This is a genomic window from Pantoea sp. X-Soil-MYKO-1289 (assembly GCF_059730625.1).
In genome coordinates this window covers 2677204-2691305 of record NZ_AP036004.1, presented here as the reverse complement: position 1 = coordinate 2691305, position 14102 = coordinate 2677204, and the positions used below count along the sequence as shown (strand labels likewise).

The following is a 14102-nucleotide window of genomic DNA, read 5'->3' as shown; positions in this document are numbered from 1 at the left end:
GCGCAACAGAGCGCAGTGCGGCTACTGCCGGAAGAGATCGGCGCGGGTGAAGGGTTTCTCCAGTCCCGCCAAATCGGCGGAGAAACGTTCAAGAAACTGTTGCGTGGTGGCGATGCGTCCGTGGCCCATCAGCAGCAGCGGCACTAAAAAGGCCGCGCCGACCTGCGGCCAGCTAAAGCCCTTCAGCGCGGTACGGCGCTGGCTAAGCAAAAACGCGGAGCTGAGGGTAAAGCCCAGCAGCAGCCCGGTCGCCACTTCGCTGGCGGAGTGCGCATGGATCACCAGCCGCGAGAAGCCCACCATCAGCGGAATCAGATAGCCGACGCCGATGGCGAGCAGCCGCAGCGGATGCGGCCAGCGGCCGGAGACCAGCCACAGCATCACCGGCCAGAGCGTCGCCGACATCGCGCTGTGCCCGCTGAAGCCGGTAAAGTTGAAACGGGCGCTGCCGATGCCGAAGCCGAGAAACAGAATTTTCGACAGGCTCACCAGCAGGCCAGCAAGGCCAAAGGCGAGCAGCCAGTACCAGACCGTGCGGCGGTTATCGCTCTTCCACGGCAGGATCAGGGCGATAATTACCGCAGTCGGGATCAGCAGCATGCTGTCGCCGAAATAGGTCAGTGTTCTCCAGTGCATAAGCTTCCTTTATTGTGGGCCGGCAGTAATATTCCCGCGCCATCGCCGGGGCGGAACGCGCTTCCGTCGCCTGATTCGCCAGCCGCATAAGTAAAAACAGATCTGTCAGATAGTTTATCGGGTAATGGTTTCGGTTTGAAAAGGGGAAATTCTGAAATGGCGCAAGCGGCTTTTCTCTGGCGTCAAAAGAATGAAATCCCTATACTTAGCGCCTACTAAACCCTCTCCATTCCGTCCTGCGTCAAAACGCCTAAACCGCGTACAGCGCAGGCTCCAGTATCAGGTCTTAAAAAAAGTATGACTGACAAGTCTCATCAGTGCGTGATTGTGGGCATTGCCGGTGCCTCCGCATCCGGAAAAAGTTTAATCGCCAGCACGCTCTATCGTGAAATCCGCGATCAGGTCGGTGACGAGCATATCGGGGTCATCCCGGAAGATGCTTATTACAAGGACCAGAGCCACCTCACCATGGAAGAGAGGGTAAAAACCAACTACGACCATCCCAGCGCGATGGATCACGATCTGCTGCTGCAGCATCTGCAGGCGCTAAAAGCGGGTCAGGCGATCGATCTGCCGGTCTACAGCTACGTCGAGCATACGCGTACCCGCGACAGCATTCACCTGAAGCCGAAGAAGGTGATTATTCTGGAAGGCATCCTGCTGCTTACCGACGCGCGCCTGCGTCAGGAGATGAATTTTTCCATTTTCGTCGATACGCCGCTCGACATCTGCCTGATGCGCCGCATGAAGCGTGATGTGAACGAGCGCGGCCGCTCAATGGATTCGGTGATGAGCCAGTATCAGAAAACCGTGCGTCCGATGTTCCTGCAGTTTATCGAACCTTCTAAGCAGTACGCCGACATTATCGTGCCGCGCGGCGGGAAAAACCGTATCGCCATTGATATTCTTAAGTCCAGGATCAACCAGTTTTTCGAATAGACGCGTCGGGTCTGACGCGCGGCGAGCCGCCTGTCACGCGAGTTTCAGGCGCTTCGCTACACTTATATCATGGAGACAGGTTAATGAGATTATGTGACCGCGATATTGAAGCCTGGCTGGATGACGGCAGGCTAGCCATCGATCCGCGTCCGCCGGTCGAGCGCATCAACGGCGCGACCGTAGACGTGCGCCTCGGCAATCAGTTCCGGACGTTCCGGGGCCACACGGCGGCCTTTATTGACTTAAGCGGTCCGAAAGATGAGGTCAGCGCGGCGCTGGATCGCGTGATGAGCGATGAGATCGTGCTGCCGGAAGGGGAAGCCTTTTTCCTGCATCCGGGCGAACTGGCGCTGGCGGTAACCTTCGAATCCGTCACCATTCCAGACGATCTGGTGGGCTGGCTGGATGGCCGCTCCTCGCTGGCGCGGCTCGGGCTGATGGTGCACGTTACCGCGCACCGCATCGATCCCGGCTGGCAGGGCCGCATCGTGCTGGAGTTCTATAATTCCGGTAAGCTGCCGCTGGCGCTGCGCCCAGGCATGCTGATCGGCGCGCTGAGCTTCGAGCCGCTTTCCGGGCCGGCGGCGCGGCCTTACAACCGTCGCGAAGACGCCAAATATCGCGGACAGCAGGGCGCTGTCGCCAGTCGTATCGACAAAGATTAAACCGCGAACATGGGGATGTGATGAAAAGAGTGATAACCACGCTGGCCATATTACTGGTGGTCATCGTTGCAGGCATGACCGCGCTGGTGCTGCTGGTCAATCCAAACGATTTTCGATCCTACATGGTGAAACAGGTCGAGCAACGTAGTGGTTATCGGCTGGAGGTGAGCGGCGATCTGCGCTGGCACGTCTGGCCTAAGCTCAGCATTCTGGCCGGGCGCATGAGCCTGACCGCCCCTGGCGCCTCGCAGCCGCTGGTCACGGCGGAAAATATGCGTCTCGACGTCAATCTCTGGCCGCTGCTGTCGCACCAGCTCAGCGTCAGCCAGGTGATGCTGAGCAACGCCGTGGTGCGCGCCACGCCGGAAAGCGCGCCGCAGCAGCCGCAAAATGCCCCGGTCGCGCCCGGCCGCAGCGACGCCGACGCGCCCGCCAGCGGCTGGTCTTTCGATATCAGTCAGCTGCGCGTCGCTAATAGCCTGCTGATCTGGCGTCAGCCGGGCGGCGACGAATATAACTTCCGCAACCTCAACCTTAATCTCAATCAGGACGCGCGCCATCTGGCAAACATTGAGCTTAGCACCAGCCTGACGCGCAATCAGCGCAACGCGGTGCTGTCGCTGAAAGGCCAGCTCGACGCGTCGCAGTATCCGCACCGCCTGAGCGGCAAAATCGATGAGCTTAACTATGCGCTGAGCGGCGCCAATATTCCGCCGCAGGGCATTAAAGGCACGCTGAGCGCGCAGGGCAGCTGGCGCGCAGAGACGCAGCAGTTCGCGCTGACGCAGATGCAGCTGAGCGCCAACGACAGCGCGCTGTCGGGCGAGGCGACCGGTTCACTGACGCCGCCGCAGCAGCTTGCGCTTCAGCTGCACGCCACGCAGCTGAACCTCGATAACCTGATGGCGAATGCGCCGCAGACCAGCGACAGCGGAACGCAGCGCGCCACGGTGGCGCGCGCGCCGGTCATTGCCGCGCCGCGCGAGCAAAATAATCTCGATTCGCCGCTTAACGATATGGATCTGGCGGTGAATTTAACCGCGGACAGCGCGGTGTGGCGCGGTTTGTCGCTGCAGAGCTTTGCGCTGGACGTCACCAGTCAGCAGGGGCTGATCGCACTGCGCACGCTGCGCGGCAAGCTGGGCGACGGCGATTTCTCCGCGCCGGGCACCATCGATATTCGCCAGCCGGAAACCCGCGTCGCGCTGCAGCCGGTGCTGAATCACGTCGCGATTCAACCGCTGCTCGCCGCCTTCGACATGCCGCAGACCGTTCAGGGCGCCGTTTCGCTGAAGGGCGACCTGAGCGGCGAGGGACTTTCGCTGGCGGCGGCCAAACGTCGCTGGCGCGGCGAAGCGCAGCTGAACGCCAGCGACGTTAAGCTGGCGCAGCTTAACCTGCAGCAAATGGTGCGTCGCGCGGTGGCGCGCGCCAGCGATCGGGTCAGCAGCGACGAGAGCGCCGATCAGGGAATTCGTCAGCTCGACGGCACGCTGGCGCTGAATAACGGCGTGCTGCGTCTGGCGAATCTGCAAGGCGAGGGCGATCGGCTCAGGCTGCAGGGCGGCGGCGAGGTGAATATGCCGACGCAGCAGCTGGATGTCACCTTCGGCCTGACGCTCACCGGCTGGAAAGGCGACGACAAGGTGGTCGCGCTGCTGTCGCAGCAGGCGATTCCGCTGCGCATGTACGGCAGCTGGAATAATGTGCAGTACTCGCTGCCGGTCGATCAGGTGCTGCGTCAGCAGCTGCAGAGCGAGGCGAAGTCGCGTCTGAATCAGTGGCTGGACCGCCAGCCGAAAAACAGCGACAGCGAGAGCCTGCGCAAGCTGCTGCGGCCCTAAGTCAGACTTCGTAATCGGGATCCTGCGGCTGTTGCAGGATCTCCACCTTATGCACGCGATGATTCTCCACCTGCAGGATGCGCAGCAGATAGCTGCCGACCTGCAGCGTCTCACCCTCTTCGGGAATGTGCTGCAGGCTGTCCATCAGCAGACCCGCCAGCGTGTGGTAGCTGCGTCGCTCATCCAGCGGCAGCCTGACATAGAGCGCTAAATCCTCCAGCGGAATATTGCCGTTAACGATCCAGCGGCCTTCGCCCTGCGCCTGCACGTCGTAGCGGGCGTCGATCTCCTCGCCCTCGAGGGGCAAATTGCCGGCAATGGTTTCCATTAAATCGCTCAGCGTTACCACCCCCTCCACCGAACCGAATTCATCGACCACAAAGGCAAAATGGGTGCGCGCCTGGCGGAACTGCTCCAGCGCCTGCAGCAGCGTCAGCCGCTCGGGAAACACCAGCGGCTGACGAACCAGCGCGCGCAAATCCAGCGACTGATGATGCAGCGACTGATGCAGCAGATCGATGGCGTGCACCACGCCCAGCAGCTCGTTGCTCTGGTCGGTGATCAGCAGACGCGTATGCTGGTTGCGGTCGAGCCGCGCCATAATCTCCGCCGGGTCGTCATCCAGATTGATATGTTCGATATCGTGACGCGAGGTCATGATGCTGTTGACGTGGCGCTGGGCGAAGTTGAGCACGCGGGCGATCATCACCCGCTCCTGACGGTTAAACAGCGCATGGCGATCGCTGTCGGCGATCAGCATCGCGCTTTGCGGGTCCAGCTCGGCGTGCTCCGCTTCGCCGCGCAGCAGCCTCAGCACGGTTTCCGCAGTGCGCTGCCGCAGCGGCCGGCCGGCCGACAGCGCGCGGCGGCGGTTGCGCTGCGCCAGCTGGTTAAACGCCTCAATCACGATCGAGAAGCCGATCGCCGCATAGAGGTAGCCTTTAGGAATGACGAAGCCGAGCCCTTCCGCCACCAGGCTGAAGCCGATCATCAGCAGAAAGCTCAGGCAGAGAATAACGATAGTCGGGTGGCGGTTGACGAAGCGCGTCAGCGGCTTGCTGGCCAGCAGCATCAGCAGAATCGCGATGGTCACGGCGGTCATCATCACCGGCAGCTGATTGACCATGCCGACGGCGGTGATCACCGCGTCCAGCGAGAAAATGGCGTCCAGCACCACGATTTGCGCCACCACTGGCCAGAATTTAGCGCCGCGCTTTTGTTGATTGTCGCTGTGATCCTGGCCTTCCAGCCGGGTATTCAGCTCGGTGGTTGCCTTGAATAGCAGGAAAAGACCGCCGAGCAGCAGCAGCAGATCGCGTGCGCTAAAGGGATGGCCGCGTAGCGTAAACAGCGGCTGCGTCAGAGTGACCAGCCAGGAAAGCGACGCCAGCAGCAGCAAACGGCAGAGCAACGCCAGCAGTAAACCGATAACGCGCGCCCGGTCGCGATCTTTGCCGGGCAGCTTTTCCACCAGAATAGCGATGAAGACCAGGTTATCGATCCCCAGCACCAGTTCAAGAACGATTAGCGTAATTAACCCCGCCCATAGCGAGGGATCCGCAAACACCTCCAACATGTCTTAGCCGCCTGAATATATCGAAGTCAGTAAAGTCTGAGGATAGTGGAGCAGAGGGCAGGGCACAACAGGCCGTCGCGCCCGAGGTTTAGGGCGTCCACAGGGAATAATGAAAGGATAGCGTCTGATTTCTTTCAGCACCGAGCCAGAATTAGGTAAAGGATAAGATGGCGACGCGATGAATTATTGATGAATCGATTTTGAATTCATCACGGCGGTGGGAGAATTTATTAGCGTGGCGAATATGGTAATAATCTGATTTTTACGCAGGGTATTGCACTTTCATTTTTGCCGGATGGCGGGCCTCAATACTAATGGCTGGTAGTCTTTTTCCTAAAATAGTCAGGGGACGGCGGGGCCTACTTGTAAAGAAGCCAGTAATAACTAGTATAGCAACGTGCTGTTAAAAGTCTGCGCTTATGTTGATATTCGCCCACTGATTTGGCACTCAATGTTGTGAATTGTGATCTGTCCCGTGGGGTATGCATCAGGCAACCGGCCCGGGAAAGACAGGCCGGAAACAGGATATCAAAAGCGGTATTGGCAGCGACAGCCAAGGGCGGTAGCGTGCCTGAAACGCCTTTTATGTTTAGAAAATAATCAGTGCGTCACGACAGGTTAAGTCAGAGTAATCTGTTGGTATTCATCATGATTTTCTTGTTTTCTTGATAAGGGAACTGGCGTGAACGCACCCTGGAACTCCCCTCAGTTACGCATATGTCGACGAGAGACTGATTCGCTCAATTATTACACAGCTCAGGGCGTCACGGGTTAAAGGAAATAAAATAAAGAGTTAAATATGCGCGATACTGAAATTACGTTTAAAAGTCTTTTCACTAAATTGTTGTTGGCAGGTTCGGATTTAATTTGTTTTAACGCCGCATTATTCATAGCGCTGGCGTTAATTAATATGATGTCTGATTCGCCACTGGCAGATATTTCTGAAAAAGATCTAAATTTGAAAATAGCTACGCATATTCTCCTGTCGGTAATTTGCGTCGGATGGTTCTGGGTCAGGCTGCGTCACTTTACCTACCGCAAACCATTCTGGTTCGAGCTGAAAGAAGTTTTTCGTACCATTCTTATTTTTTCTATTATCGACCTGTCGATTACCGCACTGTCGCAGTGGCAAATGTCGCGCTTTGTCTGGTTGCTGACCTGGGTGCTGGCGCTGGTGTTAATTCCGGTGGCGCGCGCGGTGGTTAAACATCTGCTTAATCACTACGGCCTGTGGAAAAAGCAGACCATTATTATCGGCAGCAGCAAAAATGCGCAGGAAGCCTGGCAGGCGCTGCAGAGCGAAGAGGTGATGGGTTTCGACGTTATCGCCTTTTACGATGTTGACGGCACCTGTCCGCAGGGGAGCATCGCCGGCGTGCCGGTGCTGCGCGAAGAGGCGGAACTCTGGAACCTGACCCACAGCGAAACGCAGTTCATCGTAGCGGTCGAGTATGAGCAGAGCCAGTATCGCGACCTGTGGCTGAAGAACCTGGCGAGACACAACTGCCGCTCGGTCTCCGTCATCCCGACGCTGCGCGGCGTGCCGCTCTACGGCACCGACATGGCCTATATCTTCAGCCATGAAGTGATGATTCTGCGCGTTAATAACAATCTGGCGAAGCGCACCTCGCGCTTCCTGAAGCGAGCGTTCGATATCGTCGGCGCGCTGTCGATTATTATCATGCTGCTGCCTGCGCTGCTGGTGCTCGGCTTTCTGGTCGGCCGCGACGGCGGACCGCCGATTTACGGCCACGAACGCGTCGGCATGAACGGCCGCAAGTTCAAATGCCTGAAGTTCCGCTCGATGGTGATCAACTCTAAAGAGGTGCTGGAAGAGGTGCTGCGCACCGATCCAGTGGCGCGCGCCGAGTGGGATAAAGATTTCAAACTGAAAAACGATCCACGCATCACTAAGGTCGGTCACTTCATCCGTAAAACCAGTCTGGATGAGCTGCCGCAGCTGTGGAACGTTGTGCGCGGCGACATGAGCCTTGTCGGTCCGCGCCCGGTGATTGAAGATGAACTTTGTCGTTATGCAGGGGATGTCGACTACTATCTGATGGCGAAACCGGGCATGACGGGATTGTGGCAGGTCAGCGGTCGTAACGACGTTGATTACGAAACGCGCGTCTATTTCGATTCGTGGTACGTAAAAAACTGGTCGCTGTGGAACGATATCGCCATTTTGTTCAAAACGGTCGGTGTCGTACTGAAGCGCGATGGGGCGTATTGATAGCAGGCGAGTGCGGGGAGCGAATATCAACGCTCCCTGGTTGCAGGCGCCGCCGCTGGCAACGTCATTGGCGATAGCTGCCATTATCGTGGCTGAAGGAAGCCGTTAATTGATGCAGAAGGCAACGTAGTAGGTTTGCTTATTCCATCCTGTTAAACGGCAGCAACAAAAAAGAGTTAGGGAGTAAGTGATAATGACAGGCATTTTCAGTGCTTAGGCTGGCGAGTTTATTTTTTTTCAGCGCTTACACAGCGGCGTTTTCGCCTCTATCAATCAATAACTGATAGCGAAGATCTAGATGATTACAATCAAAACGAAATTGATACCCATGCTGGTATCCGCCACATTTCTCTCAGGGTGTACGGTTGTTCCAGGCCAGCACCTTTCCACTAGCGGAAAAGATGTCGTCGAGCAGCAGGACAGCAACTATGACATCGACAAATATGTCAACGTCTTCCCGTTAACGCCGCGCCTGGTCGAGCAGATGCGACCCAAGCCGCTGGTGGCGCAGGCCAACCCAGGGCTGCAGAACGAAATTCAGAACTATGAATACCGCATCGGCATCGGCGACGTCATTAACGTCACCGTCTGGGATCACCCAGAGCTGACGACGCCGGCCGGCCAGTACCGCAGCGCCAGCGACACCGGCAACTGGGTGCACTCCGACGGCACCATTTTCTATCCCTATATCGGCAAAGTCCGCGTGGTGGGCCGTACGGTCACCGAAGTGCGCGGCGAGATCGCGCGTCGCCTCGCGCAGTATATCGAGAGCCCGCAGGTCGATGTCAGCATCGCCTCCTTTAAGTCGCAGAAAACCTACGTGACCGGCGCCGTGACCACATCTGGCCAGCAGCCGATCACCAACGTGCCGCTGACGGTGCTGGACGCCATCAACGCCGCGGGCGGCCTGGCGGCGGACGCCGACTGGCGCAACGTGGTGCTGACGCACAACGGCACCGAGCAGCGTATCTCGCTGCAGGCGCTGATGCAGAATGGCGACCTGAGCCAGAACCACCTGCTCTATCCGGGCGACATCCTTTACGTACCGCGCAACGACGATCTCAAAGTCTTCGTGATGGGCGAAGTGCGTCAGCAGTCGACGCTGAAAATGGACCGCAGCGGCATGACGCTGGCAGAAGCGCTGGGCAACGCTCAGGGTATGGATCAGACTGCCGCTGACGCCACCGGCGTATTCGTTATCCGTCCGATTCGCGGCACAAACCGCACCAAAATCGCCAACATCTATCAGCTGAACACCAAAGATGCCGCGGCGATGGTCATGGGTACCGAATTCCAACTTGAACCTTACGACATCGTCTATGTCACCTCGACGCCGCTGACGCGTTGGAACCGCGTGATCTCGCAGCTGCTGCCGACCATCGCCGGCATCAACGACGCGAGCGAGGCGGCGCTGCGTTTCCGCAACTGGTCGAACTAGGTTTAGCCATGATTACGTCCGTGTTAGTGGTCTGCGTCGGCAACATCTGCCGCTCTCCTACCGGAGAGCGCTTACTGAAGCGCGCGCTGCCGGAAAAGCGCATCGCCTCGGCGGGGCTCAGCGCCCTCAAGGGCTATCCGGCGGATCAAACCGCCAGCGAGGTGGCCGCGGTTCATGGCCTCTCGCTGGAGGGGCATCACGCGCAGCAGTTAACCGCCAGTATGTGCCGCGATTTCGACCTGATTCTGGTGATGGAGAAACGTCATATCGAACAGGTCAATCGCATCGATCCAGCCGCGCGCGGAAAAACCATGCTGCTTGGGCACTGGCTCAACCAACAGGAAATCGCGGATCCGTATAGAAAAAGTCGTGAGGCCTTTGAAGAGGTTTACGGGTTACTGGAAAACGCTACCCAGAAATGGGTCAACGTATTAAGCCGATAGTTGGGATTATCCATGAATATTAAAAATAAGGTTATGACCGCGCCAAGAGAGGAGTCGACGGGATTCGATCTTGGCCACCTTTTGGGACAGCTGATCGATCATCGCTGGATCATTGTCGCCGTAACCGCCTTCTTTATGCTGGTGGGAACGCTCTACACACTCTTTGCCACGCCGATTTACAGCGCCGACGCCATGGTGCAGGTAGAGCAGAAAAACAGCAGCTCCGTACTTTCGGATCTGCAAACCCTGATGCCGGCGACGCCGGAGTCGGATACCGAGATTCAGATCCTGGAATCGCGCATGGTCATCGGCAAGACCGTGAGCGATCTCGGTCTGGATACCGTGGTCGAGCAGAAATACTTCCCGATTATCGGTAAAGGCCTGTCGCGCCTGATGGGCAACAAACCGGCGCAGATCGCCATCTCGCGTCTGGATATCCCGCGCACTATCGACAAGCGCAGCGTTGAGCTGGAAGTCAACAGCCCGACAACCTATACCGTGACCAAAGATGGCGACGAGCTGTTTAAAGGCCAGGTGGGTCGTCTGGAGCAGCACGGCGAAATCACCATGCTGGTCAGCGGCATCCAGGCGGAAGAGGGCACCAGCTTCACCGTCACCAAGCTGAACGAGCTGCAGGCGATCAACTCCGTGCTGGCGAACCTGACCGTCGCCGATAAAGGCAAAGACACCGGCGTGCTGGGTCTGCAGTATGTAGGTGAAGATCCGGAGCACATCAGCCAGGTGCTGAACCAGATCGTCAACAACTATCTGCTGCAAAACGTCGAGCGCAAATCCGAGCAGGCTGAGAAGAGCCTCGAGTTTCTGCGCAACCAGCTGCCGCAGGTGCGCGCCAAGCTGGACGACGCTGAGAACAAGCTGAACGCGTTCCGTCGTCAGAATGAATCAGTCGATATGTCGCTGGAAGCGAAATCGGCGCTCGACTCCTCTGTCAGCGTGCAGAGCCAGCTGAACGAGCTGACTTTCCGCGAAGCGGAAGTGTCGCAGCTGTTCACCAAAGACCACCCGACCTACCGCGCGCTGCTGGAAAAACGCAAAACGCTGGAAGGCGAGCAGGCGCAGCTGAACAAGAAAATCTCCCAGATGCCGCAGACTCAGCAAGAGATCCTGCGTCTGACCCGCGACGTGCAGGCGGGGCAGGAGATCTACATGCAGCTGCTGAACCGTCAGCAAGAGCTGGGCATCAGTAAAGCCAGCACCGTCGGCGACGTGCGTATCATCGATAACGCGGAAACGGCTAACGCGCCGGTCGCGCCGAAGAAAACGCTGATCATCGCCGCCAGCCTGCTGCTTGGTCTGGTTGTCTCTGTGGGTCTGGTGCTGCTGAAGGCGCTGCTGCATCACGGTATCGAGAACCCGGAACAGCTGGAAGAGCTGGGTATGAACGTCTATGCGAGCGTGCCGCTCTCTGAATGGCAGCGCAAGAAAGACACCGAAGCGCTGGCGCGTCGCGGCCATAAAGTGAAGACCGACCCGCACGAAACGCTGCTGGCGCTGGGCAACCCGACCGACCTCTCTATCGAAGCGATTCGCAGCCTGCGTACCAGCCTGCACTTCGCGATGATGGAAGCGAAAAACAATATCCTGATGATCACCGGCGCGAGCCCAGGCATTGGTAAAACCTTTATCTGCGCCAACCTGGCGACGCTGGTGGCGAAAGCGGGTCAGCGCGTGCTGTTTATCGACGGCGATATGCGTCGCGGCTATACCCACGACCTGATCGGCGCGGATAACAAATCTGGTCTCTCTAACGTGCTCTCCGGCAAAACTGAGTTCAGCCCGGCGCTGATCCAGCGCGGTCCGTACGGCTTCGACTTCCTGCCGCGCGGTCAGGTGCCGCCGAACCCGTCGGAGCTGCTGATGCACCGCCGCATGGGCGAGCTGCTGGACTGGGCGAGCAAGAACTACGACCTGGTGCTGATCGATACGCCGCCGATTCTGGCCGTGACCGACGCCTCGATTATCGGCAAGCTGGCCGGCACCTCGCTGATGGTGGCGCGCTTTGAGACCAACACCGCGAAAGAGATCGACGTCAGCTTCAAGCGCTTCGCGCAGAACGGCATCGAGATCAAAGGCGTCATTCTTAACGCCGTGGTGCGTAAAGCCGCCAATGCCTACGGTTATGGCTACGACTATTACGACTACGAATATGGCAAGCCGACCAAAAGCTAAACTTTGACGATTAACGGGGCGGCAAGACCGCCCCTTTTTATCGTCTGTTAAAGACGACACGCAACGATGTACACAGGTGATTCTGTGTTTCGCGCCAGACGCCACGCATAACACGCATAACCGGGCGGGCGCCCATAACAGAATGGTTCAGCAACAGGCAGGCGCCTTCAGGCGCGGCTTTACGCAAAAAGCGTGAACGCCTGTCAGCTGGCAACGTGTGGAATTAAGGAATCACACCATGGCTCCATATTGGTATATATCAGGGTTTCTGCTGCTGATTTCGATCGTAGAAATCCTGCTGAAAAAAGACGAACGCACTACGCACATCCTGACTTATCTGCTTTGCATCGCCGCAGCGACGCTGGTGGTGTTCGGCGGTATCCGCGGCCTCGGCACCGGCATGGATGATTATCAGTACCGCAGCTTTTTCGCCGACTTTATCAACCGCATTCAGGTGAACGGCTTCGCCGAAACGGTGGCGTTCTTCCGCTACGAACCGCTGATTTTCGTGCTGGCCTATCTCACCAGCCTGGTGTCGCACAACGCCGACATTTTCCTGTTTATCTTCTGCCTGCTGGCGGTGGCGGTTAACGCGGTGTTCTTCAAGAAGATGTCGCCTTATCCCATCCTGGCGCTGGCGCTCTATTCGGCGCATATCTTTATCAACAAAGATATGAACCAGATCCGCTTCGGCCTTAGCTCGGCGCTGTTCCTCGGCGTGATCTGGTATATCTACCTGAAGCGTTACTGGATGGCGCTCGCCTTTACCCTGCTGTCGTTTTTCAGCCACAACACTGCGGTCATGGTGGTGACCATTGTGCCGTTCCTGTTTATCCGCGACTCGCGCTGGTGGCCGGTGGCGATTATTCTGCTGAGCATTCCCGCCTCGAAAGTCGGCGGCACCAGCTTTATCTCGCTGATCTCGGCGCATCTGGGATCGCTGGGGGAGAGGGCGGAAGGCTACAGCAACGAAACCTCCAACACGGGCGAAGGCAGCATCTTCTCGGTGTCGAACCTGAAAAACATCATGCTGGTGTTTATCTTCGTCTACTTCCTGCTGAGCAACGAGATTAAAAAATATAACTACCAGCAGTATCGCCTTAACTACCTGCTGGTGCTGACCTTCGCCATCGGCGGCGGCATCCGTATCTTCTTCTATAACTATTCGTCGGGCGCGCGCCTCTCCAACTACCTGTTGCAGGTCGAGCCGATTATTTTAGCCTCGCTGGTGTATCAGGTGCGCCCGATACTCAAGCCGGCCATGTTCGCGATGTTCGCGTTCTTCCTTGTCTATTACCTCTACTACAACACGATTTCCCTGAAGCAGGCCGTTGTCGGCTATGAAGTTGCTCAGGAATTCAAGCTGTTCCATTAACCGGGGAGGTAACATGACCAAATCACTTATTGCCGCAGCTATCCTCTCGACCGCCTGCTTCGCGCAGGCCGCCGAACGAGGCCCCTTTATTATCGACGCCTACGGCGACTCCACCACGGCGGGCGTAATGTCCTCCGGCGGGAAAAACGTGATCGCGCCGGGCAATGAGATGGCCTGGCTGCAAAAAATGCTGCAAAGCAAATATGGCGACGCTATCGAGGTAAAAAATCACGGCGTGCCGGGCGCGCAGGCGGCGGAACTGCTCTACAACAAGGGCAAGGACGATCCCAGCGGCTGGAGCGAGCGCATGGCGAACTCCAGCGCGCGGCTGATCCTGCTCAACTACGCCATCAACGATGCACGTCACTACTTTTTTAAAGACAAGAACGCCCATCTGGAAAGCCCGGAAGAGTATGGCCGCATCATGACCGCGCTGGTCAAAGAGGCGAAGGCGCACAACAAGCTGGTGGTGCTGCAGGAGCCGAATCCCATCTGCGGCAAAGTCGAGCGCTGGAACGTCTGGCCCTATGTCTATCAGCTCAATGAGGTCGCCAAAGCGGAAGGGGTGCCTGTCGTGAAGCAGTGGACGGCCATTAAGGCGCAGCGCGACTGGCAGAGCGGCATGTCGGCGGACTGTATTCATCCGTCCGAATCGCTTTATAAGCTAAAAGCGCAGCAGACCTTTGACGTCATCAGTGCCAACTTCGGTAAACAGCTGTCGCAGCCCGGCAGCTAAACCCAACCTCACTCTGTGGCTTCAGGA

The 14102-nt window shown here is 57.7% G+C and carries 11 protein-coding genes; 9 read left to right on the top strand and 2 right to left on the bottom strand.

Annotation, left to right across the window (positions count from 1 at the left end):
* Positions 1-21: 21 nt before the first annotated feature.
* Entirely contained in the window at positions 22-636 is a 615-nt protein-coding gene (locus AC6I7Z_RS12955; protein WP_497814514.1) for a phosphatase PAP2 family protein, read from the bottom strand.
* 297 nt (positions 637-933) lie between these two features.
* On the opposite strand from AC6I7Z_RS12955, the gene udk reads away from it, so the two are divergent.
* From udk to asmA, 3 genes are all read left to right on the top strand, one after another.
* Positions 934-1575 (top strand): uridine kinase, encoded by a 642-nt coding sequence (udk, locus tag AC6I7Z_RS12950; RefSeq protein WP_033750212.1) that lies wholly within the window; start codon positions 934-936, stop codon positions 1573-1575.
* Positions 1576-1658: 83 nt separating this feature from the next.
* On the top strand, positions 1659-2240 hold the full coding sequence (gene dcd / locus AC6I7Z_RS12945) for a dCTP deaminase (protein ID WP_033750209.1): 582 nt from the start codon (positions 1659-1661) through the stop codon (positions 2238-2240).
* 20 nt (positions 2241-2260) lie between these two features.
* On the top strand, positions 2261-4084 hold the full coding sequence (gene asmA, locus AC6I7Z_RS12940) for an outer membrane assembly protein AsmA (RefSeq protein ID WP_497814513.1): 1824 nt from the start codon (positions 2261-2263) through the stop codon (positions 4082-4084).
* A gap of 1 nt (position 4085) precedes the next feature.
* On the opposite strand, the gene AC6I7Z_RS12935 is transcribed toward asmA, so the two are convergent.
* Positions 4086-5660, bottom strand: a complete 1575-nt coding sequence (locus tag AC6I7Z_RS12935; RefSeq protein ID WP_497814512.1) for a TerC family protein — start codon at positions 5658-5660, stop codon at positions 4086-4088.
* Between the two features lie 799 nt (positions 5661-6459).
* Between AC6I7Z_RS12935 and wbaP the strand changes: the two genes are divergently transcribed.
* The 6 genes from wbaP (at position 6460) to AC6I7Z_RS12905 (ending at position 14075) form a co-directional block, all read left to right on the top strand.
* The gene (wbaP, locus tag AC6I7Z_RS12930; protein WP_497814511.1) at positions 6460-7893 is read left to right on the top strand and encodes an undecaprenyl-phosphate galactose phosphotransferase WbaP; all 1434 of its coding nucleotides are present in this window, start codon (positions 6460-6462) and stop codon (positions 7891-7893) included.
* A 298-nt stretch (positions 7894-8191) separates the two neighbouring features.
* Positions 8192-9331, top strand: a complete 1140-nt coding sequence (locus tag AC6I7Z_RS12925; protein ID WP_033750198.1) for a polysaccharide export protein — start codon at positions 8192-8194, stop codon at positions 9329-9331.
* Between the two features lie 8 nt (positions 9332-9339).
* Positions 9340-9774 (top strand): arsenate reductase/protein-tyrosine-phosphatase family protein, encoded by a 435-nt coding sequence (locus AC6I7Z_RS12920; RefSeq protein WP_497814510.1) that lies wholly within the window; start codon positions 9340-9342, stop codon positions 9772-9774.
* 12 nt (positions 9775-9786) lie between these two features.
* On the top strand, positions 9787-11964 hold the full coding sequence (gene wzc, locus AC6I7Z_RS12915) for a tyrosine-protein kinase Wzc (protein WP_497814509.1): 2178 nt from the start codon (positions 9787-9789) through the stop codon (positions 11962-11964).
* Between the two features lie 238 nt (positions 11965-12202).
* Positions 12203-13339: an EpsG family protein gene (locus AC6I7Z_RS12910; RefSeq protein ID WP_497814508.1), complete on the top strand. Its 1137-nt coding sequence runs from the start codon at positions 12203-12205 to the stop codon at positions 13337-13339.
* A 13-nt stretch (positions 13340-13352) separates the two neighbouring features.
* Positions 13353-14075, top strand: coding sequence for an SGNH/GDSL hydrolase family protein (locus AC6I7Z_RS12905; protein WP_497814507.1), 723 nt, complete (start codon positions 13353-13355; stop codon positions 14073-14075).
* The last annotated feature ends 27 nt before the right edge of the window (positions 14076-14102 follow it).